At 66.7% G+C, this 26,112-nt stretch carries 25 protein-coding genes; 9 read left to right on the top strand and 16 right to left on the bottom strand.

Annotation, left to right across the window (positions count from 1 at the left end; all coding sequences use genetic code 11):
* Window positions 1-34: 34 nt before the first annotated feature.
* From AC1RVW_RS08370 to AC1RVW_RS08400, 7 genes are all read left to right on the top strand, one after another.
* Window positions 35-1,042 (top strand): D-2-hydroxyacid dehydrogenase family protein, encoded by a 1,008-nt coding sequence (locus tag AC1RVW_RS08370; protein ID WP_081270377.1) that lies wholly within the window; start codon window positions 35-37, stop codon window positions 1,040-1,042.
* Entirely contained in the window at window positions 1,039-2,196 is a 1,158-nt protein-coding gene (locus AC1RVW_RS08375; protein ID WP_106934680.1) for an MFS transporter, read from the top strand. The genes AC1RVW_RS08370 and AC1RVW_RS08375 overlap by 4 nt, the downstream gene beginning before the upstream one ends.
* A 131-nt stretch (window positions 2,197-2,327) precedes the next feature.
* Complete coding sequence (locus AC1RVW_RS08380; protein ID WP_493199245.1) at window positions 2,328-3,848, top strand: 3-hydroxyacyl-CoA dehydrogenase; 1,521 nt, start codon at window positions 2,328-2,330, stop codon at window positions 3,846-3,848.
* An 11-nt stretch (window positions 3,849-3,859) separates the two neighbouring features.
* The gene (locus tag AC1RVW_RS08385) at window positions 3,860-4,639 is read left to right on the top strand and encodes an oxepin-CoA hydrolase, alternative type (RefSeq protein ID WP_081270380.1); all 780 of its coding nucleotides are present in this window, start codon (window positions 3,860-3,862) and stop codon (window positions 4,637-4,639) included.
* 61 nt (window positions 4,640-4,700) lie between these two features.
* On the top strand, window positions 4,701-5,420 hold the full coding sequence (locus AC1RVW_RS08390) for a Crp/Fnr family transcriptional regulator (RefSeq protein ID WP_081270381.1): 720 nt from the start codon (window positions 4,701-4,703) through the stop codon (window positions 5,418-5,420).
* Window positions 5,421-5,437: 17 nt separating this feature from the next.
* On the top strand, window positions 5,438-6,547 hold the full coding sequence (locus AC1RVW_RS08395; protein ID WP_493199248.1) for a phosphotransferase: 1,110 nt from the start codon (window positions 5,438-5,440) through the stop codon (window positions 6,545-6,547).
* A gap of 31 nt (window positions 6,548-6,578) precedes the next feature.
* The gene (locus tag AC1RVW_RS08400) at window positions 6,579-7,850 is read left to right on the top strand and encodes an acyl-CoA dehydrogenase family protein (protein WP_493199250.1); all 1,272 of its coding nucleotides are present in this window, start codon (window positions 6,579-6,581) and stop codon (window positions 7,848-7,850) included.
* Window positions 7,851-7,932: 82 nt separating this feature from the next.
* Here AC1RVW_RS08400 and AC1RVW_RS08405 read toward each other — a convergent pair whose 3' ends face one another.
* From AC1RVW_RS08405 to AC1RVW_RS08425, 5 genes are all read right to left on the bottom strand, one after another.
* On the bottom strand, window positions 7,933-8,427 hold the full coding sequence (locus AC1RVW_RS08405) for a GNAT family N-acetyltransferase (RefSeq protein ID WP_493199252.1): 495 nt from the start codon (window positions 8,425-8,427) through the stop codon (window positions 7,933-7,935).
* Window positions 8,424-9,773 carry a phosphoglucosamine mutase gene (glmM, locus tag AC1RVW_RS08410; protein WP_493199254.1) on the bottom strand — a complete coding sequence of 450 codons (1,350 nt, stop codon included), beginning with the start codon at window positions 9,771-9,773 and terminating at the stop codon, window positions 8,424-8,426. The genes AC1RVW_RS08405 and glmM overlap by 4 nt, the downstream gene beginning before the upstream one ends.
* Window positions 9,770-10,585: a dihydropteroate synthase gene (gene folP / locus AC1RVW_RS08415; protein WP_493199383.1), complete on the bottom strand. Its 816-nt coding sequence runs from the start codon at window positions 10,583-10,585 to the stop codon at window positions 9,770-9,772. Before folP ends, glmM begins: the two co-directional genes overlap by 4 nt.
* A 109-nt stretch (window positions 10,586-10,694) precedes the next feature.
* Window positions 10,695-12,611: an ATP-dependent zinc metalloprotease FtsH gene (gene ftsH, locus AC1RVW_RS08420; RefSeq protein ID WP_081267244.1), complete on the bottom strand. Its 1,917-nt coding sequence runs from the start codon at window positions 12,609-12,611 to the stop codon at window positions 10,695-10,697.
* Window positions 12,612-12,778: 167 nt separating this feature from the next.
* Window positions 12,779-13,447: an RlmE family RNA methyltransferase gene (locus tag AC1RVW_RS08425; RefSeq protein ID WP_106934684.1), complete on the bottom strand. Its 669-nt coding sequence runs from the start codon at window positions 13,445-13,447 to the stop codon at window positions 12,779-12,781.
* A gap of 33 nt (window positions 13,448-13,480) precedes the next feature.
* Here AC1RVW_RS08425 and AC1RVW_RS08430 point away from each other — a divergent pair, with 33 nt between their 5' ends.
* Together AC1RVW_RS08430 and AC1RVW_RS08435 are read left to right on the top strand one after the other, a co-directional pair.
* Window positions 13,481-13,960, top strand: a complete 480-nt coding sequence (locus AC1RVW_RS08430; RefSeq protein WP_106934685.1) for a YhbY family RNA-binding protein — start codon at window positions 13,481-13,483, stop codon at window positions 13,958-13,960.
* A gap of 41 nt (window positions 13,961-14,001) precedes the next feature.
* On the top strand, window positions 14,002-14,721 hold the full coding sequence (locus AC1RVW_RS08435; protein WP_285414083.1) for a glycosyltransferase: 720 nt from the start codon (window positions 14,002-14,004) through the stop codon (window positions 14,719-14,721).
* 40 nt (window positions 14,722-14,761) lie between these two features.
* Here AC1RVW_RS08435 and AC1RVW_RS08440 read toward each other — a convergent pair whose 3' ends face one another.
* From AC1RVW_RS08440 to lpxD, 11 genes are all read right to left on the bottom strand, one after another.
* A complete protein-coding gene (locus AC1RVW_RS08440; RefSeq protein WP_409195376.1) occupies window positions 14,762-15,178 on the bottom strand; it encodes a DUF4149 domain-containing protein in 417 nt (138 codons plus the stop codon).
* Window positions 15,179-15,192: 14 nt separating this feature from the next.
* Complete coding sequence (greA, locus tag AC1RVW_RS08445; RefSeq protein WP_081267249.1) at window positions 15,193-15,669, bottom strand: transcription elongation factor GreA; 477 nt, start codon at window positions 15,667-15,669, stop codon at window positions 15,193-15,195.
* Window positions 15,670-15,735: 66 nt separating this feature from the next.
* Window positions 15,736-16,605 (bottom strand): Kdo hydroxylase KdoO, encoded by an 870-nt coding sequence (gene kdoO / locus AC1RVW_RS08450; protein ID WP_285414085.1) that lies wholly within the window; start codon window positions 16,603-16,605, stop codon window positions 15,736-15,738.
* An 11-nt stretch (window positions 16,606-16,616) separates the two neighbouring features.
* A complete protein-coding gene (gene carB / locus AC1RVW_RS08455) occupies window positions 16,617-19,865 on the bottom strand; it encodes a carbamoyl-phosphate synthase large subunit (RefSeq protein ID WP_081267251.1) in 3,249 nt (1,082 codons plus the stop codon).
* Window positions 19,858-21,057 (bottom strand): glutamine-hydrolyzing carbamoyl-phosphate synthase small subunit, encoded by a 1,200-nt coding sequence (gene carA / locus AC1RVW_RS08460; protein ID WP_493199259.1) that lies wholly within the window; start codon window positions 21,055-21,057, stop codon window positions 19,858-19,860. The genes carB and carA overlap by 8 nt, the downstream gene beginning before the upstream one ends.
* A gap of 142 nt (window positions 21,058-21,199) precedes the next feature.
* On the bottom strand, window positions 21,200-21,985 hold the full coding sequence (locus AC1RVW_RS08465; RefSeq protein WP_493199261.1) for a TrmH family RNA methyltransferase: 786 nt from the start codon (window positions 21,983-21,985) through the stop codon (window positions 21,200-21,202).
* Between the two features lie 7 nt (window positions 21,986-21,992).
* Window positions 21,993-22,706, bottom strand: a complete 714-nt coding sequence (rnhB, locus tag AC1RVW_RS08470) for a ribonuclease HII (RefSeq protein ID WP_081267254.1) — start codon at window positions 22,704-22,706, stop codon at window positions 21,993-21,995.
* Window positions 22,678-23,826: a lipid-A-disaccharide synthase gene (lpxB, locus tag AC1RVW_RS08475; protein ID WP_081267290.1), complete on the bottom strand. Its 1,149-nt coding sequence runs from the start codon at window positions 23,824-23,826 to the stop codon at window positions 22,678-22,680. The genes rnhB and lpxB overlap by 29 nt, the downstream gene beginning before the upstream one ends.
* A 10-nt stretch (window positions 23,827-23,836) precedes the next feature.
* Window positions 23,837-24,625, bottom strand: coding sequence for an acyl-ACP--UDP-N-acetylglucosamine O-acyltransferase (lpxA, locus tag AC1RVW_RS08480; RefSeq protein ID WP_493199264.1), 789 nt, complete (start codon window positions 24,623-24,625; stop codon window positions 23,837-23,839).
* Window positions 24,626-24,655: 30 nt separating this feature from the next.
* Entirely contained in the window at window positions 24,656-25,132 is a 477-nt protein-coding gene (gene fabZ / locus AC1RVW_RS08485) for a 3-hydroxyacyl-ACP dehydratase FabZ (protein ID WP_171022553.1), read from the bottom strand.
* A complete protein-coding gene (gene lpxD / locus AC1RVW_RS08490; protein WP_081267256.1) occupies window positions 25,129-26,106 on the bottom strand; it encodes a UDP-3-O-(3-hydroxymyristoyl)glucosamine N-acyltransferase in 978 nt (325 codons plus the stop codon). The genes fabZ and lpxD overlap by 4 nt, the downstream gene beginning before the upstream one ends.
* Between the last annotated feature and the right edge of the window lie 6 nt (window positions 26,107-26,112).

A 26,112-nucleotide genomic window follows, 5' to 3' on the forward strand; every position in this document is an offset into this window, starting at 1 on the left:
GACATCCCAATGCTGCGAGGCACAATGGCACGCCATGAATATTGTGATCCTCGACGACTATCAGGACGCCGTGCGCAAATTGCGCTGCGCCGCCAAGCTGGACGCGTACGCAGCCAAGGTCTACACCAACACGGTCAAGGGCATCGGGCAACTCTCGGTTCGCCTCAAGGACGCCGACGTGATCGTGCTGATTCGCGAGCGCACACAGATCTCCCGGCAGCTCATCGAGAAGCTGCCCAAGCTCAAGCTCATTTCGCAAACGGGTCGCGTCGCGGGCCACATCGACGTGGCGGCCTGCACCGAGCGCGGCATCGCCGTGGCGGAAGGCTCCGGCTCCCCCCAGGCACCTGCCGAGCTCACCTGGGCGCTCATCATGGCCGCCATGCGCCGGCTGCCGCAATACATCAGCAACCTCAAGCACGGGGCGTGGCAGCAATCGGGCCTCAAGTCGGCCTCGATGCCGCCCAACTTCGGGCTGGGCTCGGTGCTCAAGGGCAAGACGCTCTGCATCTGGGGCTACGGCCGCATCGGCCAGCTGGTCGCGCGCTACGGGCAGGCCTTCGGCATGCAGGTCGTGATCTGGGGGCGTGAAGCCAGCTGCGCCAAGGCCCGCTCCGACGGCTTCCAGGTGGCGCAGAACCGCCAGGAGTTCTTCGCAGCCGCCGACGTGCTGTCGGTCCACCTGCGGCTCAACGACGAAACCAACGGTCTCATCACGCTCGAGGATCTCTCGCGCATGAAGCCGACGGCGCTGTTCGTCAACACCTCGCGTGCCGAGCTGGTCGAGGCCGACGCGCTGCTCGCGGCGCTCAACCGTGGCCGCCCCGGGCTGGCCGCCATCGACGTGTTCGAGAGCGAGCCGCCGCTGCAGGGCCACGCACTGCTGCGGCTGGAGAACTGCATCTGCACACCGCACATCGGCTACGTCGAGCAGGAGAGCTACGAGAGCTACTTCGGCCAGGCCTTCGACAACGTCGTGAGCTACATCAACGGCAATCCCACGAACATCGTGAATCCCGGCGCGCTGCAGGTTCGCCGGTGAGCCGGCCCGCGCCCAAGGGTGCGCTCTGGGCGCTGCTGGTCGGCAACTTCGTGATCGGCACGGGCGTGATGGTCGTGCCCGGCACGCTCAATGAAATCAGCGCTTCGCTGGCCATTTCGGTCGCCACCGCGGGCCAGTTGATCACCGCCGCGGCGGCGGTGATGTGCATCGGCGCGCCGCTGCTGGCCGCCGCCGTCGCGGGGTGGGACCGCCGCCAGCTGCTCGCGCTCACCCTGCTCTGGTATGCGGCGGGCCACGCTCTCGCGGCGCTCATGCCGAGCTTCGGCGCGCTGCTGCCGGTACGCATGCTCACGGTGATCGCGCCGGCCATCTTCACGCCCCAGGCCGCAGCCTGCGCCGGCCTGCTGGTACCGCCCGAGCAGCGCGGGCGCGCCGTCACCTTCGTGTTCCTGGGCTGGTCGATGGCCTCGGTGCTGGGACTGCCCATCGGCGCGCTGATCGGCGGGCACCTGGGCTGGCGCATGGCCTTCGTGGCGGTTGCGCTGCTCAGCGTCGTGAGCGCGGCATCGATCTGGCTCACCCTGCCCGCCGGCATTCGCCCGGCGGCACTCACCGCCGCCGCCTGGTCGCGCGTGCTGCGCAGTCCGGTGCTGATGGGCATCGTGGCGGTGACGGCGCTGCAGGGCGCCGGGCAGTTCGTGCTGTTCAGCTATTTCGGCCCCATCCTCAAGCAGAGCTTCGGCGCGGACGCCACCACGCTGAGCGTGATGTGGGCCCTGTTCGGCGCCTGCGGGCTCATCGGCAACATGGTGGTCAGCCGCTTCATCGACCGCGTCGGGGCCGGGCGCATGGTGCTGGTCACTACCTCGCTGATCGCGCTGAGTCTGCTCTTGTGGCCGACCGCTTCCACGCTCGCCTGGCTGGCCGTGCTGCTGGTGCCCTGGGGGTTGGGCTGCTTCGCCACCAATTCGGCCCAGCAGGCCCGCCTGGTGGGCCTGGCGCCGGCCCTCGCGCCGGGCTCGGTGGCGCTCAACAGCTCCGGCATCTATACAGGCCAGGCCGTGGGCGCTGCGCTCGGCGGCTGGCTGCTGGCGCACGACGCGGCGGCCTGGATGAGCTGGGTCGGTTTCGGCGTCATGCTGGTGGCCATCTCGCTCAGCACCGCCATCGACCGCAGCCGCCGCCCGGCCTGAAATCGCGCCCTCGCGTAAAACCCGTCACGCCCCGCCCGCGCGCAACTGCAAAATCGCAGGTGACGACAGCGCTTGCGTCGACGCCTGCGCGGCAGGCCGGATACCCCTCAACCAGCGAAAATCTTCAGCAAATGACAGTGAACTACACCCGAATCGGCGTCATAGGCGCCGGCGCCATGGGTCGCGGCATCGCGCAGATCGCCGCCCAGGCAGGCAGCGAAGTGCTGCTGCTCGACAGCTTCGCGGGCGCCGCGGAGCGCGGCCGCGAAGCCCTCGCCGCCCAATGGAACAAGCTGCACGAAAAAGGCAAGATCGACGCCGCCGCGCGCGACGCGTACGTCGCCCGCGTCAAGGCGGTCGATTCGATCCAGGCGCTCGCCGGCTGCGACCTGGTGGTCGAGGCCGTGGTCGAAGACCTGGAAGTCAAGCGCAAGCTGTTCCGCGAACTCGAAGGCGTGGTGGCCGAGAGCGCCACGCTGGTCACCAACACCTCGTCGCTGTCGGTGACGGCCATTGCGGCCGGGCTCGCCCGCCCCGAGCGCGTTGCGGGCTTCCACTTCTTCAACCCCGTGCCGCTCATGAAGGTGGTCGAGGTGGTGGCCGGCTTCAAGACCGCCCCCGAGGTCTGCGCGCAACTGGCGGGCTACGCCAGGCAGATGGGCCACAGCGCCGTGCAGGCGCAGGACACCCCCGGCTTCATCGTCAACCACGCGGGCCGCGGCTACGGCACCGAGGCGCTGCGCATCGTCAGCGAAGGCGTGGCCGATTTCGCCACCATCGACCGCATCCTCAAGGACCAGGCGGGCTTTCGCCTCGGCCCGTTCGAGCTGCTCGACCTGACGGCGCTCGACGTGTCGCACCCGGTGATGGAGTCGATCTACCACCAGTACTTCGAGGAACCCCGCTTCCGCCCGAGCGTGATCACCGCGCAGCGCCTGGCCGCCGGCGCGCTGGGCCGCAAGACGGGCGAAGGCTTCTACCGCTACGCCGACGGCGTGATTCAGCAGGCGCCCGAGGCCCCCGCGCCCGTGGTCGACGGCACGCCGTCGGTGTGGGTGTCGCCGCGCGCTGCACGCCGCGCCGAACTCCTGCGCCTGGTGAACACGCTGGGCGCGCAGATCGACAGCGGCGCCGCGCCCGCGCCGCATTCGCTGATCCTGGTGGCACCGCTGGGCTTCGACGTGACCACGGTCGCCGCCGTCGAGCGCCTGGACGCCACGCGCACCATCGGCATCGACATGCTGATCGACGACGCCGCCACCAAGCGCCGGGTGCTCGCCACCAATCCGGCCACGCGCCGCGACATCCGCGACGCCGCGCACGCCCTCTTCGCGCGCGACGGCAAGGCGGTGAGCGTGATCCGCGACAGCGGCGGCTTTGTCACGCAGCGCGTGATCGGCACCATCGTCAACATCGCAGCCGACATGTGCCAGCAGCGCGTGTGCACGCCGGCCGACCTCGAGACCGCGGTGCAGCTGGGCCTGGGCTACCCGCGCGGCCCGCTGGCCATGGGCAACCTCTACGGCCCGACCAACATGCTCGAGGTGCTGTTCAACCTGCAGACGGTGTATGGCGATCCGCGCTATCGCCCGAGCCCGTGGCTGCGCCGCCGCGGCGCGCTGGGCCTGAGCCTGCTGCACGAAGAAGAATAAGCAGGCAGACCATGACCGCCGAACTCAAGAGCACCAGCGAAGGCAGCACCATGGTGCTGACCATCTCCAACCCGACCCAGCGCAATGCGCTGGGCCCCGAGATCTACGCCGCCGGCATCGAGGCGCTCAACGGCGCCGAGGGCAGCGCGGAGATCCGCAGCGTCGTCATCGTGGGCGAAGGCGAATGGTTCTGTGCCGGCGGCTCGCTGCAGCGGCTGCTGGCCAACCGCCAGCTCGACCGCTCGGTGCAGGCCGAGAGCATCGAGGGGCTGCACAACTGGATCGACTCGATCCGCACCTTCCCCAAGCCGATCATCGCGGCGGTCGAGGGTGCCGCCGCCGGTGCCGGCTTCTCGCTGGCGCTGGCCTGCGACTTCGTGGTGGCGGCGCGCGACGCCATCTTCGCGGCCTCCTACAGCAACGTGGCGCTGTCGCCCGACGGCGGCCTGAGCTGGCACCTGGGCCAGCAGCTGCCGCGCCAGCTGGCGAGCGAATGGCTCATGAACGGCGAGCGCATCGGCGCGCCGCGCCTGCATGCGCTGGGCATGGTGAACGAGCTGACCGAGAACGGCCAGGCGCTGGCCGGCGCGCTGGCGCTGGCGGGCAAGCTCAATACCCGGGCGCCCAACTCGCTGGCCAGCATCAAGGAACTGCTGAGCGACGCGCGCGGCGCCACGCTGGCTTCGCAGCTCTCGCAGGAGCGCGACCACTTCGTGCGCAACCTGCACCATCCGAACGCGGGCATCGGCATTGCCGCGTTCCTCGAGAAGAAGCCGCCGCAGTACGAGTGACCGCGCGCTGCGTCGCTCCCGTGACACCCATCAGCTTTTCAGTCGCCGAGAGGACAGACCAATGGACGACCCCATTCTTACTATCGAAGAACGTGAAGCGATCAACAGTGGTCGCTGGTTTTCTTCCCTATCTCCATCGCTACGGCACGACATCCTCCGATGTGCTTTCGTCAAACGCTACAAGGACGGCGACCTGATCGCCGCCCGCGGCGACCCGCCCGATCACTGGATCGCCTGCGCCAAGGGCGCGGTGCGCGTCAGCTCGACGGCGGTCTCCGGCAAGCAGGTGACGCTGACCTACGTGGAGCCGGGCATCTGGTTCGGCGACGTGGCGATGTTCGACGGGGACCGGCGCACGCACGACACCTACTCGCACGGCGACAGCACCATTCTTTGCGTGGCGCGCGCCGATTTCCAGAAGATCCTGGCGTCGCACGTGGAGCTGTACGAAGCGCTGATGCGGCTGCAGGCGCGCCGCATCCGCACGCTGTTCGGGCTGGTGGAAGACCTCAACACCCTGCCCCTGCGGGCGCGGCTGGCCAAGCAGCTCATCCACCTGGTGCGCAGCTACGGCGTGCCCAACCTGGACGACGGCAGCCAGATGCGCATCGGCCTGCAGCTGGCGCAGGAAGAGCTGGCGCAGCTGCTGGGCGCATCGCGCCAGCGGGTCAACCAGGAACTCAAGACGATGGAGCGCGAGGGCACCATCCGGATCGAGCCGGGCGGCCTGGTCGTGCTGGATCGCGCGGCCTTGATGCGCGTCTCGGAAGCTGAAAGCTAGAACAAAGACAAACCGACATGAGCCAGCAGGACTTCTCCAACTTCATCGGCACCCGCGCCGTCTCGCAACAGCACGCCTTCGACGTCGATGCGCTCTCCGCCTGGCTCGAGAAGAACCTCGACGGGTTCAAGGGCCCGCTGACGGTGGAGATGTTCAAGGGCGGCCAGTCGAACCCCACCTACAAGCTGGTCACGCCTTCGCAGAGCTACGTGATGCGCGCCAAGCCGGGCCCTGTTGCGAAACTGCTGCCCTCGGCCCACGCGGTGGAGCGCGAGTTCAAGGTCATGAGCGGCCTGGCCGGCACCGACGTGCCGGTCCCGCGCATGTACTGCCTGTGCGAAGACGAATCAATCATCGGCCGCGCCTTCTACGTGATGGAGTTCATGCAGGGCCGCGTGCTGTGGGACCAGTCGCTGCCCGGCATGAGCAATGCCGAGCGCGCGGCCCATTACGACGAGATGAACCGCGTGATCTCGGCGCTGCACACGGTGAAGTTCGCCGAGCGCGGGCTGGCCGACTATGGCAAGCCCGGCAACTATTTCGAGCGCCAGATCGGCCGCTGGAGCAAGCAGTACAAGGCCTCGACCGACGGTGCCGGCGAACTCTCGCAGCCCATCGAGGCCATGGAGCGGCTGATCGACTGGCTGCCCGCCCACATGCCGGCGAGCGCTCGCGACGAAAGCAAGGTGTCGATCGTCCACGGCGACTACCGCCTGGACAACGTGATGTTCCACGCCACCGAGCCGCGCATCATCGCGGTGCTCGACTGGGAGCTTTCCACGCTGGGCCATCCGCTGGCCGATTTCAGCTACCACTGCATGTCGTGGCACATGCCGCCGAGCACGGGCCGCGGCATCGGCGGCGTGGATGTCGCCTCGCTGGGCATTCCCACCGAGAGCGAATACATCCGCCGCTATTGCGAACGCACCCGCATCAGCACCCCGGAGGCGCTGGCGCCCGACTGGAACTTCTACCAGGCCTACAACCTGTTCCGCATGGCCGCGATCCTGCAAGGCATTGCCAAGCGGGTCGAGGCCGGCACCGCATCGAGCGAACAAGCCGTGGCTTCGGCCCGCGGCGCGCGCCCCATGGCTGAAATGGCCTGGCAATTCGCCCAGAAGGCCTGACCGCCGCCCCCACACCCACCAGGAGACGAAGATGGATTTCGAATACTCGGCCAAGACCAAAGACCTGCAGAAACGCGTCAAGGCGTTCATGGACGAAAACATCTACCCGGCCGAAGCCGAGTACAGCGCCGAGCTGGCCGCCAACACGGCCGCGGGCAAGCGCTGGACGGCGCTGAAGACGGTCGAGAAGGTCAAGGAGAAAGCCAAGGCCCAGGGCCTGTGGAACCTGTTCCTGCCGGTCGACAGCGCTTCGGCCTCCGGTTATTCCGGCGCCGGCCTCACCAACCAGGAATACGCGCCGCTGGCCGAGATCATGGGCGCGGTGCCGTGGTCCAGCGAGGCCTTCAACTGCTCGGCGCCGGACACCGGCAACATGGAGACCATCGCGCGCTACGGCTCGGAAGAAATCAAGGCACGCTGGCTCAAGCCGCTGCTCGACGGCCAGATCCGCTCCGCTTTCGCCATGACCGAGCCCGACGTTGCATCGAGCGACGCCACCAACATTTCCACGCGCATCGAGCGCCAGGGCGACGAGTACGTCATCAACGGCCACAAGTGGTGGATTTCCGGTGCCGCCGACCCGCGCTGCGCCGTGTTCATCACCATGGGCAAGAGCGACCCCGACGCACCCCGCCATTCGCAGCAGAGCATGGTCGTGGTGCCGGCCGATGCCAAGGGCATCCGCATCGTGCGCCCGCTGAACGTGATGGGCTACGACGACGCGCCGCACGGCCACGTAGAGATGTACTTCGAGAACGTGCGCGTGCCGGTGGGCAACATCCTGCTGGGCGAAGGCCGCGGCTTCGAGATCGCCCAGGGCCGCCTCGGCCCGGGACGCATCCACCACTGCATGCGCCTGATCGGCCTGGCCGAGCGCGCGCTCGAGCTGATGTGCAAGCGCGCCTCGTCGCGCGTGGCCTTCGGCAAGACCGTCGCTTCGCAGACCGTGACGCAGGAACGCATCGCCGAAGCGCGCTGCAAGATCGACATGGCTCGTCTGCTCACGCTCAAGGCCGCATGGCTGATGGACGTGGCCGGCAACAAGGTCGCCAAGAACGAGATCGCGATGATCAAGGTGGTGGCGCCGAGCATGGCCTGCCAGGTGATCGACTGGGCCATGCAGGTGCACGGCGGCGGCGGCATGTGCGACGACTTCCCGCTGGCCTACGCCTACGCCGGTGCCCGCACGCTGCGCTTTGCCGACGGCCCGGACGAAGTGCACCGCAACGCGATCGCCAAGTGGGAACTGGGCAAGTACGCACCGAACAAGGCCGACGCCGAAATGCCGGTGACGCGCTTCTGAATCTGTCTCGCACCCTCTCCCTCGCGGGACAGGGTTGCGGCAAGGGCCGACGGCGATCGATTCGCCCCGGCCCTTTTTCTTTTCAGAGCTTCTTCTGCAGGAACACCGCGTGCCCGAATTCCGGGTCGAGCTGGTAGCTCGCGAAGCCCTCGCGCTCGTAGGTGCGCAGCGCGGGCTTGTTGTTCGATAGAACTTCGAGCGTGAGCTTGCAGGCGCCGCGCCTGCGCGCCTCCTGCTCGACCCGAGCGAACATCTTTTGCGCAACGCCCTGGCCGCGATGGCTGGGCAGCACGACCACGTCGTGCACATTGACCAGCGGCTTGCAGGCGAAGGTTGAGAAGCCCTCCAGGCAGTTGACGAGGCCCACGGGCTGCCCGCCCTCGAAAGCGAGCACGCTGAAGGCCTGAGGACGCGCCGCCAGGGCCGCCGGAAGGTCCTGGCGCACCGCGGGGTCGAGCGGCACACCGCCGCCGGCCGGCTCGCTTGCATAGGCGTTGAGAAGATCCACCACGGCCGCGGCCTGGGCCGCGTCGCGGTAGTCGGCAAGAAACACCTCGATCTGCGTGCCCGCCGTCATCGCGCGAGTTCCAGCGTCGCAGCCAGGCGCTTGGCACAGGATTCGGCCAGCTGCGCGTCGCGGGCTTCGACCATCACCCGTACCAGCGGCTCGGTGCCGCTCGCGCGGATCAGCACGCGGCCGGCATCGCCGAGTTCGGCCTCGATGCGTTCGGTTTCGGTGGCCAGCGCCTTGTTGTCCTTCCAGTTCTGGTCGGGGGCAATGCGCACGTTGATCAGCGTCTGCGGGAACAGCGTGACGCCGTCGAGCAACTGCGCCACGGTCTTGCCGCTGCGCACGCAGGCCTGCAGCACCTGCAGCGCACTGACGATGCCGTCGCCGGTGGTGTGGCGGTCGAGCGCCAGCAGATGGCCGGAGCCTTCGCCGCCCAGCAGCCAGCCGCGCTTGTCGAGTTCTTCGAGCACATAGCGGTCGCCGACCTTGGCCCGCACGAATTCGATGCCGAGCCCGCGCAGGGCGACCTCGACGGCCTTGTTGGTCATGAGCGTGCCGACCACGCCCACGGGCTTCTCGCCGCGCGCAATGCGCTCCGCCACCATCAGGTAGAGCAGTTCGTCGCCGTTGAACAGCCGCCCGCTCGCGTCGACCAGCTGCAGGCGGTCGGCGTCGCCGTCGAGCGCGATGCCGTAGTCGGCTTTCTGCACCGTCACGGCGGCCACCAGCGCTTCGGGATGGGTGGCGCCGAAGCCCTTGTTGATGTTCAGGCCGTCGGGCGAGACGCCGATGCTGCTCACCTCCGCGCCCAGTTCGTGGAACACGTTGGGCGCCACCTGGTAGGCCGCGCCATGCGCCGCATCGACCACCAGCTTCATGTCGCGCAGCGTGAGGTCGTTGGCGAAGGTGCTCTTGCAGAACTCGATGTAGCGGCCGGGCGCGTCGTTGAGGCGGCGGGCCTTGCCGAGGTTCGCGGAATCGACCCACACCGGGTCTTCTTCCAGCGCGGCTTCCACCGCCAGCTCCCAGGCGTCGTCGAGCTTGGTGCCCTGCGCGCTGAAGAACTTGATGCCGTTGTCGGGGTAGGCGTTGTGGCTCGCGCTGATCACCACGCCCAGGCTCGCGCGCTGGGCGCGAGTGAGGTACGCCACGCCGGGCGTGGGCAGCGGGCCGAGCAGCACCACGTCGACGCCGGCCGAATTGAAGCCCGACTCGAGCGCCGATTCGAGCATGTAGCCGGAAATGCGGGTGTCCTTGCCGATCAGCACCGTCGGGCGGGCCTGGCTCTTGGCCTGGCTCTTCTTGAGCACGCGGCCCACGGCATGCGCCAGGCGCAGCACGAAGTCCGGGGTGATGGGCGCCTGGCCGACGGTGCCGCGAATGCCGTCGGTGCCGAAATATTTACGTGTCATGGTTGCTGTGTGCCTTGTTGTGTTTGTGTTGGCTCTTCCGCCCTCATGGCGCGCCATACGGAGATGGCTGCCACCGTGTCGCGCACGTCGTGCACGCGCACCACGGCTGCGCCGCGGTCCACCGCCAGCACCGCCGCGGCGACGCTGGGCACGATGCGCCCGCTTGCCGCTTCGATGCCCGTGACGGCACCGATCGACGATTTGCGCGACCAGCCCAGGAGCAGCGGCAGTCCGCCCTCGAGCAGCTCGCGTTGCCGCGCCAGCAGCGCGAAATTCTGCGCCACGGTCTTGCCGAAGCCGACGCCGGGGTCCAACGTGATGCGCGAAGGATCGACCTTCAGCGCGCGCAGCAGTTGCACCTGCGCCTGAAGGAACAACAGCACTTCGGGGATCACGTCGCCGCTCATCGGCACGGCCTGCATCGTCTGCGGATCGCGGTGCATGTGCATCAGGCAGATGCCGCAAGACGGATGCGCCGCCACGGCCTCGCGCGCGCCGGGTTGGCGCAGCGCCCAGATGTCGTTGACGATGTCGGCGCCCAGGTCGAGCACCGCGCGCATGACCTCGGGTTTGTAGGTATCGATAGACAGCGGTACGTTGAGCTTCACGGCCTCGCGCACCACCGGCAGCACGCGCGCCAGTTCGGCGTCGAGCGGCACGGCGGGGCTGCCGGGGCGGGTCGATTCACCGCCGATGTCGAGGATGTCGGCGCCCTCTTTCAGCAGCTGCTCGCAGTGCTCTAGCGCGGCGCTGGTGGACGCATGCGCGCCGCCGTCGGAAAAGGAATCGGGCGTGACGTTGACGATGCCCATCACGCGCGGCTGCGACAGGTCGATGCGAAAGCGCGAGGTCTGCCAGACGGCAGCCCCACCATGAAAAACGGGGCCAGAGGCCCCGTTATCGCTTGAGATCAAGCCCACCTCAGGCCGCTGTGGGCGCCGGGTCGGGATTGACGGCCGGCGTGCCACCACTGCCACCGCTGCCCGAAGGCGGGATGCGCGGCGTCCAGTCCTTGGGCGGACGCGGAGCGCGGCCGGCCATGATGTCGTCGAGCTGTTCGCTGTCGATGGTTTCCCACTCGAGCAGCGCCTTGGCCATGGCGTGCATCTTGTCGCTGTTCTCCTCGATCAGGCGGCGCGCCAGGGCGTACTGCTCGTCGATGATGCGGCGCACTTCGGAGTCGACCTTTTCCATGGTCTGCTCGCTCATGTTGGTCGTCTTGGTGACCGAGCGGCCCAGGAACACTTCGCCTTCGTTCTCGGCATAGACCATCGGGCCCAGCGCGTCGGTCATGCCGTAGCGCGTGACCATGTCGCGGGCGATGGAAGTCGCGCGCTCGAAGTCGTTGCTTGCGCCGGTGGTCATCTGGTGCATGAACACTTCCTCGGCGATGCGGCCACCGAACAGCATGCTGATCTGGTTGAGCATGTATTCGCGGTCGTAGCTGTAGCGGTCCTGCGAGGGCAGGCTCATGGTCACGCCCAGGGCGCGGCCGCGCGGAATGATCGTGACCTTGTGGACCGGATCGCACTTGGGCAGCAGCTTGCCGATGAGGGCGTGGCCGGACTCGTGGTAGGCCGTGTTGCGGCGCTCTTCCTCGGGCATCACCATGCTCTTGCGCTCGGGGCCCATGAAGATCTTGTCCTTGGCCTTCTCGAAGTCCTGCATCTCGACCACGCGCGCATTGCGGCGGGCGGCCATCAGGGCGGCTTCGTTGCAGAGGTTGGCCAGATCGGCGCCCGACATGCCGGGGGTGCCGCGGGCGATGACGCTCGGGTTCACGTCCTGGCCCAGTGGGACCTTGCGCATGTGCACGCCGAGAATCTGCTCACGGCCGCGGATGTCCGGCAGCGTGACGTACACCTGGCGGTCGAAACGGCCGGGGCGCAGCAGCGCGGCGTCGAGGATGTCCGGGCGGTTGGTGGCAGCCACCACGATCACGCCGAGGTTGGTTTCAAAGCCGTCCATCTCGACCAGCATCTGGTTGAGCGTCTGTTCGCGTTCGTCGTTGCCGCCGCCGAGGCCAGCGCCGCGCTGACGGCCCACCGCATCGATTTCGTCGATGAAGATGATGCAGGGCGCGTTCTTCTTGGCGTTCTCGAACATGTCGCGGACACGGGCAGCGCCCACGCCGACGAACATTTCAACGAAGTCGGAGCCGGAGATCGAGAAGAACGGCACCTTGGCTTCGCCGGCGATCGACTTGGCCAGCAGGGTCTTGCCGGTGCCGGGAGGGCCGACGAGCAGCAGACCGCGGGGGATGCGGCCGCCGAGCTTCTGGAAGCGCTGCGGGTCTTTCAGGAAGTCGACGACTTCACGGACTTCTTCCTTGGCCTCGTCGCAGCCCGCGACGTCGGCGAAAGTGACCGTGTTGTTGTTCTCGTCCATCATGCGGGCCTTGCTCTTGCCGAAGCTGAACGCCCCGCCCTTGCCGCCGCCCTGCATCTGTCGCATGAAGTAGATCCACACGCCGATCAGCAGCAGCATCGGGCCCCAGCTGACCAGCAGCGTCATGAGCAGCGAGCTCTCTTCGCGCGGCTTGACGTCGAACTTGACGTTGTGGTCGATCAGGTCGCCCACGAGGCCGCGGTCGAGCACCGTGGCGGTCGTGCGGATCTTGCGATCGTCGTTGGTGACGGCGATGATCTCGCCGCCGGCCGCGCCTTCGGGAATGACGGCGCTCTTGATTTGGTTATTCCGGACCTGGTCCAGAAACTCGGAGTAGCTGACTGCTCCCGAGCCGACGCCACCGCGGGTGTCGAACTGCTTGAACACAGTGAACAACACCATGGCAATGACGAGCCATACGGCAACTTTGGAAAACCACTGATTGTTCAAACGAAGCTCCAGTCGAAAGCGCGTGACGGGAAAATGAAAATACGCGCTGTGGGTACGCAATTGCGCCCCATTTTAGGCTTTTCAAGCTGCGAAAAGCGGGCATTTCCCTAAAGCAGCCATAGCCTGACAGGGGTTTGCGCCCTGTACGGGCAATCGGCGGCAAGGTATCAAGGCGTATCCGAGGCCTTCAGGCCCATTCCCACCAGGAAGGTTTCGGCCGATTTGTCCCGCGACGCCTTGGGCTTGAAGGGCTTCACGATGCGGAAATTGGCCTTGAAAAGCTTCACAAGGTCGTCGTACCCGCTGCCGTGGAAGAGCTTGGCCACCAGAGCGCCTTCAGGCTTCAGGTGGTGCTGGGCGAAGTCGATTGCAAGCTCGATCAGGTGCGCCACGCGGGCGGCATCGGCCGAATGGATGCCCGACAGGTTGGGCGCCATGTCGGACACCACCAGATCGGCCTTGCGGCCGGCCAGCACGCCGAGCAGCTGTTGCAGCAACGCATCTTCGCGGAAGTCGCCCTGCAGGAAGGTCACTCCCTCGATGGGTTCCATCGGCAGGATGTCCAGGGAAATGATGGTGCCGTTGAGTTCGCCGGCCGCGGCGCCGTCCGGCGACATGCGCCGGCGCAGGTACTGGCTCCAGGCCCCGGGCGTGGAGCCGAGATCGACCACCAGCTGGCCCGGCTTGACGAGGCCGAGCGACTCGTCGATTTCCTTGAGCTTGTAGGCGGCCCGCGCGCGATAACCCTCCTTGGTGGCGAGCTTCACGTAGGGGTCGTTGATATGGTCGTGAAGCCACGCTTTGTTGACTTTTTTGCTTTTGGCTTTGGTGCTCATGGGGGTCTTCGTGTACGCGTCGATAATACGGGGATGCCCGCCATTCAACTTACCCCTGCCGAGCGCAAGGTGCACCGCGCCGAAGCTCACCACCTGGATCCGATCGTCATGGTCGGTGGAGACGGGCTCACCCCTGCCGTAAAAAAAGAAGCCGATGCGGCGCTCAAGGCCCATGGCCTGATCAAGATCCGCGTCTTCTCCGACGATCGCCTCGCCCGCGACGCCATGCTGCGCGAACTGGCTGAAGAGCTCGACGCCGCCCCCATCCAGCACATCGGCAAGCTGCTGGTGCTGTGGCGCCCAAAGCCCGAAAAAGAGCGCGTGATCGACGAAGACCGCATGCCCGGCCCGCGCGACGTGAAGATCGTCAAGTACAGCAAGCGCGGCGGCCAGCGCCCTGAAATCAAGACGCTGCGCGTGCTCGGCAACCAGCGCCTCACCCCCGGCGGCACCATCAAGCGCGCCAAGGCCAAGCGGCCGCTGTCGGCCAAGAAGCGCAACCAGTCGGACTGAGGCCGGTGGCAGCGCAGGGCGCCCAGCGCCATATCCTCTGCATGAAGTGGGGCACGAAATACGGCCCCGAATACGTCAACCGGCTCTACGCGATGGTGCGCCGCAACCTCGGCGGCGACTTCAAGTTCGTGTGCCTGACGGACGACGGCAACGGCATTCGCCCGGAGGTGACGTGCCTGCCGATTCCGCAGCTGAACCTGAACCTGGCCCCCGGCCAGCGCGACGGAGGCTGGAAGAAGCTCACCACGTTTGAAAAAGACCTGTACGGCCTGCGCGGCACCGCCCTCTTCCTCGACCTCGACGTGGTCGTCGTGGGCAGCCTCGACGCCTTTTTCGAGCAGCCCGGCGAGTTCCTGATCATTCACGACTACCCACGCCCCTGGCGGCGAGAGCGCATCACCGGCAACTCATCGGTCTACCGCTTCGAGATCGGCGCCCATGCCGACATCCTGGCCTACCTGCGCGCCAACCTGGACAAGGTACAGGCGCAGTATCGCAACGAGCAGGCCTACCTGTCGGACATGCTCCACAAGCAAGGCAAGCTGGCCTACTGGCCCGCCGAATGGTGCCCGAGCTTCAAGTACCACGGCATCCCGACCTGGCCGACCAACTACTGGGAAGAGCCCTTTGTGCCCGAGGGCGCACGCGTCATGGTGTTCCATGGCGAATGCAACCCCCCGGACGCGCTGGCAGGCCGCCGCAACCGCGCCTTCCGGTTCATCCGGCCGGCAAGCTGGGTTGCGAAATACTGGAAAGAGTGAGGGATTGCGGAAGCGGCACCTGCCGCCTCCGCGCCACGAATCAGTCCGGCTTGCGCTCGCCCATGCGCCACAGCAACGCACCGGCACATATCCACTGCACCAGGTACATGCCGCTGCCGACGGCGTGCCACAGCTTGAGGTTGTCGCGCGCCACGATGCGCGGCGCCACGGCGTACTGCTGAAGCAACGCCAGCAGCAGCGCCCCGAGGATCAGGAAAATCGCCGTCAGCGCGGGACCGTCCATGCGGTCGTCGGCCTTGGCGCGAAAGTGGATCAGCAGGATCAGCCCGCAGGCAACGGCAATCCAGCTCTGCGCCTCGAACAGCTGCGCCGCGAAATTGCCCGCCACCGACGGATTGCCGAGCCTGGCGAACAGCATCGGAACCACCAGGAAACCGATCGTGGTGAGGCTGCCCCACCAGAAGGCGGCCAGCATCAGCGCAACACGGTCTTTCATGGCTCGAAGAAGAATCAGATGTAGCGGACCGCCACGATTTCGTAGCGCTTGAGGCCGCCGGGTGCCTGCACTTCCGCGGTGTCGCCCTCTTCCTTGCCGATGAGCGCGCGCGCGATCGGGCTGGAGATGTTGATGAGGCCGAGCTTCAGGTCGGCTTCATCCTCGCCGACGATCTGGTACTTCACAGCCTCGCCGGATTCCTCTTCCTCCAGTTCGACCGTGGAGCCGAACACCACCTTGCCGCCGGCGTCGAGCTCGCTCGGGTCGATGATCTGCGCGGCGGACAGCTTGCCTTCGACTTCCTGGATGCGGCCTTCGATGAAGCCCTGGCGGTCCTTGGCGACTTCGTACTCCGCGTTCTCGCTGAGGTCGCCCTGGGCGCGTGCTTCGGAGATCGCGTTGATGACCCAGGGACGGTCCACCGTCTTGAGCTGGTGCAGTTCGGCGCGCAGTTTTTCAGCGCCGCGCTTGGTGATCGGAATGGTGGCCATGTTGTTGTTTCTCCATAAAGCGAAACCGCCGAACGCTGCCGTTCGGCGGTCGATTGAGGGAATTGATCAGACGAGTGTGCGTCCGGTCAGCCGGCTCAGAATGGCGAGCGGGCTCGAGTCGGGATTGTATTGCTTCGATGCGGCCAGATGAAGCGTCTGCTCCAGCATGTATTGCCCCGCCATCACCGCGTGCGAGGTCTGGTCGGAGAAGCACACCCACACCGAACCCGGCGGGAACTTGGCGGTCTCCTGCGGCGAGCTTTCCTGGTACGCCATGTCCGACTTCATGCCGTCGTGCAGTTGCAGCATCAGGTGGTCGTACTCGCTGCGGAACGACTTGGTCACGTGCAGCGCCTGCAGCAGCTTGGCCTGCCAGCGCACATAGGGCTTGGCACGCGGCAGGAAGCGCTTGGCGATGTCCTCGAAAGGCTCGCCCACGCGCCACACGCGCGGTGCGCCTTCGGGATTGACGTTGGTGAAGACGCGCAGGATGCGTTCGCCGTAGTTGGGACGCGACGGGAATGCATCGACGTGCAAACGCCGGTCATCCGCACGCCATGACTGCACGCGCGTTTCGACCTGCGCCGGCCGGTAGCTGGTGGGCGCCAGCCGCAGGGCCGGCGTGTAGTGCGGCAGCAACCCGTGAATGAGCTGCGTGGCCTGCGCCCGGAAGCGCCCCACCATCGCGGCTGCCGCGCGCTGCACCGCCTCGTCGCCCACGGCGCCCTTGAGCTTGCCGTTGGCATCGAGGCTGATGTTGCGCACGTCGGGCGACAGCAGAGTGGGCGTCAGCAGGCTGCGCTCTTCGGGCAGCAGCTCGAAGCCAAGGCGCGGAAAGTACAGCACCTTGCCCGCTTCCAGCTCCGCGATCCACGCCTCGTTGGGCGTGGCCGCATTCCAGTCCGTCAGGTCCAGTTCGACGAGCTGCGTTTCCATGATGACGACGCTTAGGCGGCTGCCAGTTGCGCGTGCATCTCCTGCACCGAGATCACGCCGAGCTCGTCCATGAAGCCCATGCCCTCGACCGCCGCTTCGGCGCCGAAGATCGTGGTGAACGTGGTCACGCGCGCCAGCAGCGCCGAGGTGCGGATCTGACGCGAATCGGTGATCGCGTTGCGGCGCTCTTCCACCGTGTTGATGACCAGCGCAATCTCGTTGTTCTTGATCATGTCAACGATGTGCGGGCGTCCTTCGGTCACCTTGTTCACCGTCGCGCATTCGATGCCGGCGGCGCTGATGGCGGCCGCCGTGCCCTTGGTGGCGATCAGCTCGAAGCCCAGCTTGGCCAGGCCGCGCGCCACTTCCACCGCGCGTGCCTTGTCGTTGTTCTTCACCGAGATGAAGACCTTGCCCGACTTCGGCAGATGCGTACCGGCACCGAGCTGCGACTTCACGAAGGCTTCGCCGAAGGTCTTGCCCACGCCCATCACTTCGCCGGTCGACTTCATCTCGGGGCCGAGGATGGTGTCCACGCCTGGGAACTTGACGAACGGGAAAACGGCTTCCTTCACGCTGAAGTACGGCGGCGTCACTTCCTTAGTGATGCCCTGCGATTTCAGCGATTGGCCAGCCATGCAGCGTGCCGCCACCTTGGCGAGCTGGATGCCGGTGGCCTTGCTCACGTAGGGCACGGTGCGCGAGGCGCGCGGGTTCACTTCGAGCACGTAGATGACGTCCTTGCCGTCCTTCTGCTGGATCGCGAACTGCACGTTCATCAGGCCGACCACGTTCAGCGCGGCCGCCATCGCGGCGCTCTGGCGCTTCAGCTCGGCCACCGTGTCGGCGTTCAGGCTGTAGGGCGGCAGCGAGCAGGCGGAGTCGCCCGAGTGCACGCCGGCCTGTTCGATGTGCTCCATCACGCCGCCGATCAGCGTGCCGCCTTCGGCGTCGCGGATGCAGTCGACGTCGCACTCGACGGCGTCATTCAGGAAGCGGTCGAGCAGCACCGGCGAATCGTTGCTGACCTTGACGGCTTCGCGCATGTAGCGCTCGAGGTCGCGCTGCTCGTGCACGATTTCCATCGCGCGGCCGCCGAGCACGTAGCTCGGGCGCACCACCAGCGGATAGCCCAGTGCCGCGGCCTTTTCGAGGGCTTCGGCTTCGGTGCGCGCGGTGGCGTTCGGCGGCTGCAGCAGCTTGAGTTCATGCAGCAGCTTCTGGAAGCGCTCGCGGTCTTCGGCCGCGTCGATCATGTCGGGCGAGGTGCCGATGATCGGCACGCCGTTGGCTTCGAGGTCGAGCGCGAGCTTCAGCGGCGTCTGGCCGCCGTACTGCACGATCACGCCGAGCGGCTTTTCCTTGTCGACGATCTCGAGCACGTCCTCGAGCGTGAGCGGCTCGAAGTACAGGCGGTCCGAGGTGTCGTAGTCGGTCGACACGGTCTCGGGGTTGCAGTTGACCATGATGGTCTCGTAGCCGTCCTCGCGCATGGCGAGCGCGGCGTGCACGCAGCAGTAGTCGAACTCGATGCCCTGGCCGATGCGGTTGGGACCGCCGCCGAGCACCATGATCTTCTTCTTGTCGGTCGGATCGGCTTCGCACTCGTCTTCATAGGTCGAGTACATGTAGGCCGTGTTGGTGGCGAACTCGGCCGCGCAGGTGTCGACGCGCTTGTAGACCGGGCGCACGCCCAGGGCGCGGCGCTTCTCGCGGATGGCCGTGTCGGTGGTCTTCAGCTGGCGCGCGAGGCGGCGGTCGGAGAAGCCCTTCTTCTTCAGCGCGAGCAGCGTGTCGCGGTCGATGTCGTCGAGCGACTTGGTTTCCAGCTCGAGCTCGATCTTCACGATCTCTTCGATCTGCACCAGGAACCACGGGTCGATCTTGGTCAGCGCGAACACTTCTTCAACGCTCAGGCCCATGGCGAAGGCATCGCCCACGTACCAGATGCGCTCGGGACCGGGCTCGCCCAGTTCCTTTTCCAGCACTTCGCGGTCCTGCGTCTTCTCGTTGAGACCGTCGACACCCACCTCGAGGCCGCGCAGGGCCTTCTGGAACGATTCCTGGAAGGTGCGGCCCATGGCCATCACTTCGCCCACCGACTTCATCTGCGTGGTGAGGCGCGAATCGGCCTGCGGGAACTTCTCGAAGGCGAAACGCGGGATCTTGGTGACCACGTAGTCGATCGACGGCTCGAACGACGCGGGCGTGGCACCGCCGGTGATTTCGTTGCGCAGCTCGTCGAGCGTGTAGCCCACGGCCAGCTTGGCCGCGACCTTGGCGATCGGGAAGCCGGTGGCCTTGGAGGCCAGCGCCGACGAACGCGACACGCGCGGGTTCATCTCGATGACGACCATGCGGCCGTCCTTCGGGTTGATGGAGAACTGCACGTTCGAGCCGCCGGTGTCGACGCCGATCTCACGCAGCACGGCCAGCGAGGCGTTGCGCAGGATCTGGTATTCCTTGTCGCTCAGCGTCTGCGCGGGAGCCACGGTGATCGAGTCGCCGGTGTGCACGCCCATCGGGTCGAGGTTTTCGATCGAGCAGACGATGATGCAGTTGTCGGCCTTGTCGCGCACGACTTCCATCTCGTACTCTTTCCAGCCGAGCAGGGACTCTTCGATCAGCAGCTCGTTGGTGGGCGAGGCTTCGATGCCGCGCTTGCAGATGGTCTCGAACTCTTCCGGGTTGTAGGCGATGCCGCCGCCGGTGCCGCCGAGTGTGAAGCTGGGCCGGATGACCGTCGGGAAACCGACGCTCTTCTGAACCGCCCAGGCCTCTTCCATCGAGTGCGCGATGCCGGAGCGGGCCGAGCCCAGTCCGATCTTGGTCATCGCGTCCTTGAACTTCAGGCGGTCTTCGGCCTTGTCGATCGCCTCGGGCGTGGCGCCGATCAGCTCGACGGGCTTGTTGGTGGCCGCGCCGGTGTACTTGTCGAGCACGCCGTTGCGCCACAGGTCGAGCGCGCAGTTCAGCGCGGTCTGGCCGCCCATGGTCGGCAGGATCGCGTCGGGGCGTTCCTTGGCGATGATCTTCTCGACCGTCTGCCAGGTGATGGGCTCGATGTAGGTGACATCGGCCGTGGCCGGGTCGGTCATGATCGTCGCGGGGTTGCTGTTGATCAGGATGACCTTGTAGCCCTCCTCGCGCAGCGCCTTGCAGGCTTGCACGCCGGAATAGTCGAACTCGCAAGCCTGGCCGATGATGATCGGGCCGGCGCCGATGATGAGGATCGATTTGAGGTCTGTGCGCTTAGGCATTCTTGTTCTCCGTCTTGTGCTTTTCCATGAGTGCCGTGAAGCGATCGAACAGATAGCCGATGTCGTGCGGGCCCGGCGAGGCTTCAGGGTGGCCCTGGAAGCAGAACGCGGGCTTGTCGGTGCGCGCCAGGCCCTGCAGCGTGTTGTCGAACAGGCTGATGTGCGTGGGACGCAGGTTGGCCGGCAGCGACTTCTCGTCGACCGCGAAGCCGTGGTTCTGGCTGGTGATGCTCACGCGGCCGTTGTCGAGGTCCTTCACGGGATGGTTCGCGCCGTGGTGGCCGAACTTCATCTTGAAGGTCTTGGCGCCGGAGGCCAGCGCCATGATCTGGTGGCCCAGGCAGATGCCGAAGGTGGGAATGCCGGTCTCGATCAGTTCCTGGACGGCGCTGATGGCGTAGTCGCAGGGCTCCGGGTCGCCGGGGCCGTTGGCCAGGAAGATGCCATCGGGCTTGAGCTTGAGCACGTCGGCCGCGGGCGTCTGAGCCGGCACCACGGTGATGCGCGCGCCGCGCTGGGCGATCATGCGCAGGATGTTCTTCTTGACGCCGTAGTCGAAGGCAACCACGTGGAATTTGGGCGTGATCTGCACGCCGTAGCCCGGCTTGCCGTTCAGGTTGACGAGCTTCCACTCGGTCTCGGTCCACTCGTAGGTCTGGGTGACCGACACCACCTTGGCGAGGTCGAGCCCGGCCATGCTCGGCGCGGCCTTGGCGGCGGCGACGGCCTTGTCGATCAGCGCCTGCGTCACGGTCTCGCCTTCCGCGAGGCCCAGGATGCAGCCGTTCTGCGCGCCGTGGGTGCGCAGGTGGCGCGTGAGCTTGCGGGTGTCGATGTTCGCGATGGCCACCGTGTTGCCGGACACGAGGTACTCGGTCAGCGTGGCGGTCTTGCGGAAATTGGAAGCGACGAGGGGCAGGTCCTTGATGATCAGGCCCGCGGCATGGATCTTGTCGGCTTCGATGTCCTCGCCGTTGACGCCGTAGTTGCCGATGTGCGGATACGTGAGGGTCACGATCTGCTGGCAGTAGCTCGGGTCGGTGAGGATTTCCTGGTAACCGGTCATGGCGGTGTTGAACACCACCTCGCCGGTCGTGGAGCCGGCGGCTCCGATCGAATTGCCTTGAAAGACCGTGCCGTCTGCGAGCGCCAGGATGGCGGGCGGGAAACTTCCCTTGAGAGACAAAAGCACTGGGTTCTCCGGATGGTTACGGTCGCCCGGAGCCCCAGGCGCGTTGCCTGCGGACTGCTGCTTAAGGGGATTTTGGCGTTAAAGGCGGCCGGGCGACGCTGATTTGCGAGTAAGCCCCCGATTGTAGCTCGGACTGGATGTGCTATTTGGCCGACAGGGCCGCTCCGCTGGCATGCAGGCAGATTGCAGCCGCCGCAGCCACGTTCAGAGACTCTTCGCCGCCGGGCTGGGCAATGCGGATATGGTGCGTGGCCCGGGCCTCCAGCGCCGCCGAGACGCCCTGCCCTTCATGCCCCATGAGCCAGGCGCAGGGGTGCGGCAGATCGGCCTTGTGCAGCCACTCGCCGCGATGCGAGCTTGTAGCCAGCAGCGGCACTGTCAATGCGTCCAGTGCCTCGGCTTCCACGCCTTCGATCAGCCGCAGGCCGAAATGGGCGCCCATGCCGGCACGCAGCACCTTCGGCGCCCACAGCGCCGCCGTGCCCTTGAGCGCGATCACCTGGGTAAACCCGAAGGCCGCAGCGCTTCGCAGGATGGAACCGGCATTGCCCGCGTCCTGCAGGCGGTCGAGGACCACGCTCGCTGCGTCGGCCAGCAGTTCGGGCCTGGCCGGCAGCTCCAGCACGAAACCCATGGGCGCGGGAGATTCGAGGCCGCTGACGCCGCGCATCAGGTCGTCGCTGACGACGACCGTCTTGCCTGCATCGCGCGTCCATTCCGCCGGCGCCTGCGGCCAGAAGGATTCGGAAAACACCGCGATCGCCGGCTTGACGCCGCGCGCCAGCGCCGCCCGGCACAAATGGTCGCCCTCGAGCCAGATGCGGCCCAGCTTGCGGTAGGCGCCCGGGTCCTGCGCGAGCTTGCGCAGATCCTTGAGCAATGGGTTGTCGCGCGAGCTGATGTGGCTGGCGCCGGTGTCGGAGGTCATGCGGGCTTCAGGGGGCGGCGTGCAGATCGAGGCGCACGGACTCGGTCACGCCGATGACCATTGCCGGCGGCACGGATTCCGCCTCGACGCTCCCGGCAGCCGTGCGGGCCAGCGCCGCCGCAACCGGGCTGAAAGACCTGCGATGGTGCACGCAGGCCCCGTGGCGCTTGAGCGCCTCCAGGTGCTCGGGCGTGCCGTAGCCCTTGTGGCCGGCAAAGCCGTAGTGGGGAAATTCGATATGCAGTTGCTCGCACAGCCGGTCGCGGTGCACCTTGGCCAGGATCGACGCCGCCGAGATCGCCTTGACCCGCGCATCGCCCTTGACGATGGCCTCGGCCAGCACGTCGAGCGTCGGCAGGCGGTTGCCGTCGACCAGCACCTTCACCGGCTTCAGCCGCAGGCCTTCCACGGCGCGGCGCATCGCGAGCATGGTGGCCTGCAGGATGTTGTGGGTGTCGATTTCCTCGACCGTGGCATGCGCGATCGAGCAGCACAGTGCCTTGGCCAGGATCTGGTCGTGCAGGCGTTCGCGCTGCAGGGCGGTGAGCGTCTTGGAGTCGGCCAGCCCGCGGATCGGCCGCAGGTCGTCGAGGATCACGGCCGCTGCCACCACGGGCCCGGCCAAAGGGCCGCGCCCCGCCTCGTCGACGCCCGCCATCAGCCCCGGTGCGTCCCACACCAGCGGGGCTTGCTCAGCCTTCAAGAACTTTCTGGATCGCATCGGCGCAAAGTGTCGGCGTATCGCGCTGCAATTGCACATGCAGCTCTGAAAATCTTTGTTGCAGCGCCCGGGTCTTCTCCGGAGCATCCAACCAGGCCAGCGTGGCCTTGGCCAGCGCTTCCGGCGTGGCGGCTTCCTGCAGCAGTTCCGGCACCACGAAGTCACGGCACAGGATGTTCGGCAGGCCGACCCAGGGCTGCAGTTGCTTGCGCTGCATGAGGCGCCACGACAGCGCATTCATGTTGTAGGCGATGACCATCGGCCGCTTGAACAGCGCCGCTTCGAGCGTGGCAGTACCGCTGGCGATCAGCGTGGCGTCACAGGCGGCCAGCGCGGCATGCGACTGGCCGTCGAGCAACTTCACGCGGCCGGTCATGCCGCTGGCCTGCAGCAGCGCCTCGACTTCCGCGCGCAGGCTCGGAATGATGGGCGCCACGAACTGGACGCCCGGCCGCTCCTTCTGCATCAGCGCGGCGGCCGCGAAGAACCGGGCCGCCAGATAGCGCACTTCCGAACGGCGGCTGCCGGGCAGCAGGGCCACGACCTGTGCGTCGGGCGCGAAGCCCATGGCGGCGCGCGCGCCGGCGCGGTCGGGCGCCATCGGAATCACGTTGGCCAGCGGGTGGCCGACGTAGCTGCCCGCGACGCCATGCTCCGCCAGCAGCTCGGGCTCGAACGGAAAGATGCACAGCACATGGTCGGCGGCGGCACGGACCTTCTCGATGCGCTCCGGCCGCCAGGCCCAGATCGACGGGCAGATGAAATGCACCGTCTTCATGCCACGGCTGCGCAGGCCTGCTTCGAGATCGAGATTGAAGTCGGGGGCGTCGACGCCGATGAACAGCTCGGCCCACTCGCGCAGCAGGCGGGCCTTGAGCTGGCGCCGGATGCCGGCGATCTCGGCGTAGTGCCGCAGCACTTCGACGTAACCGCGCACCGCGAGCTTTTCCTGCGGCCACCAGCTCTGGAAGCCGTGGGCCAGCATGCGGGGACCGCCGATGCCCACCGTCTGCAGGTCGGGCCAGCGGGCCTGCAGGCCGTCGAGCAGCAGCCCCGCGAGCAAGTCGCCGGAGGCTTCGCCGGCGACCAGCGCAAAGCGTCGCTGTCCGTCCTTCTGCATCGCGGTCACGTCAGCGAGCGATGCCGCGGGTCGAGTTGGCGAGGAAGGATTCCATCAGCGCGACGTCGCCGGCGGCTTCCGGCATTTCAGCCGCGAGCGCGGCAATGGCCGTGCGCGCCTCCTCGAGCGTCTTGCCCTGGCGGTATAGCAGCCGGTGCATCTGCTTCACCGCGGCGAGCCGCTGCGCGGAGAAGTCGCGCCGGCGCAAGCCAACGATGTTGAAGCCGCGCACGGCCAGCGGATTGCCGTCGACCAGCATGAACGGCGGCACATCCTGGGTGACAGCGCTGGCGAAGCCGAGCATCGCGTGAGCGCCGATCGAAACGAACTGGTGGATGCCCGTGAGCCCGCCGACAGTGACCCAGTCGGCCAGGTGCACGTGTCCCGCCAGCGTGGTGTTGTTGGACAGCGTGGTGTGGTTGTCGACACGGCAGTCGTGCGCGATGTGCGTGTACGCCATGATCCAGTTGTCGCTGCCCACGCGCGTCACGCCGCCCGCCCCCGGCACGCCGAGGTTGAACGTGCAGAACTCGCGGATCACGTTGCGATCGCCGATGACGAGCTCGGTCGGCTCGCCGGCGTATTTCTTGTCCTGCGGCACGGCTCCGAGGGACGAGAACTGGAAGATCCTGTTGTCACGCCCGATGGTGGTGCGCCCTTCGATCACGCAATGCGCGCCGACGGTGGTGCCCGCGGCGATCCGCACGAGCGGGCCGATCACGGTATAGGGCCCGACCGACACCGAGGCGTCGAGTTCTGCCTGGGGGTCGACGAGTGCTGTCGAATGAACCTGGGTCATGCCTTGTGAAAGCAGCTGGCTGCGGCCGGATCAGTTGATCTGGCGCATCGCGCACATCAGGGTCGCCTCGCAGGCAAGTTCGCTGCCCACCAGGGCGCGACCCTTGAACTTCGAGATGCCGGCCTTCATGCGTTCGATCTCGACTTCGAGCGTGAGCTGATCGCCGGGTTCCACGGGGCGCTTGAAGCGCGCGCCGTCGATGGCGGCGAAGTAATAGACGGTGTTGTCGTCCGGCACGATGTCGAGCGAATGGAACGACAGCAGCGCCGCAGCCTGGGCCATGGCTTCGAGCATCAGCACGCCCGGCATCACCGGGCGGTGCGGGAAGTGGCCGTTGAAGAACGGCTCGTTCATCGTCACGTTCTTGAGCGCCGTGATGCGCTTGCCCTTTTCCATGTCCAGCACGCGGTCCACCAGCAGGAACGGGTAGCGGTGGGGCAGCAGCTTGAGGATTTGATGGATATCGAGCGTCGTCGTCATGATTTTCTGGTCCTGCATCGTCGTCATTTTTTCGAGGGAGCCTTCTCCAGCGCCTTCAGTCGTTCGCGCAGGGTGTGCAACTGCTTGAGCGTTGCCGCATTTTTTTCCCAGCTCGCATTGTCATCGATGGGAAACATGCCTGTGTATTGGCCGGCCTTGTGGATCGAACGGGTAACAACGGTCGCAGCTGACACGTGAACACCGTCCGCCACCGTCAGGTGGCCCAGCACGATGGCGCCGCCGCCGAAGGTGCAGTTGGCGCCGATGATCGCGCTGCCGGCCACGCCGACGCAGCCCGCCATTGCGGTGTTCCGGCCGACGCGCACGTTGTGGCCGATCTGGATCAGGTTGTCGAGCTTGACGCCGTCTTCGATCACCGTGTCGTCGAGTGCGCCGCGGTCGATGCAGGTGTTGGCGCCGATCTCGACGTCGTTGCCGATGCGCACCGCACCCAACTGCTCGATCTTGACCCACTGCCCTTGGTGCAGCGCAAGGCCGAAGCCGTCGGCACCGATGACCACGCCAGGGTGCAGCAGGCAGCGTTCGCCGATCGCGCAATCTTCGCTGACTGTCACGCGCGACTTCAGCACGGTGCCCGCGCCGATGCGCGCGCCCCGCTCCACCACGCACAGCGCGCCGATGCGTGCCGTTGCATCGACATGCGCCTCGGCATGGATGACCGCGCTGGGGTGGATGCGATCGGCCTCCGGGCGCGCATGGTGCGCCTTCCAAAGCTGCGTCAGGCGCGCGAAGTAGAAATAAGGATCGGGCGTGACGATGAAAGCGCCACGTGCGGCGGCCGCCTCGCGCATGGCGGGCGACACGATCACACAGGCAGCTTTGGACGCGGCCAGTTCCTGCTGGTATTTGGGATGGCTCAGGAAACTGAGCGCATCGGGCTGTGCATTCTGGAGCGGCGCCAGCCGCTCGATGGACAGCGTCGCATCGCCATGAAGCTCGCCCCCAAGGGCGTCAACGATGGCTCCGAGCTGCAGAGACACGCCGGT

The organism is Variovorax sp. MPBD4-3, assembly GCF_058809745.1.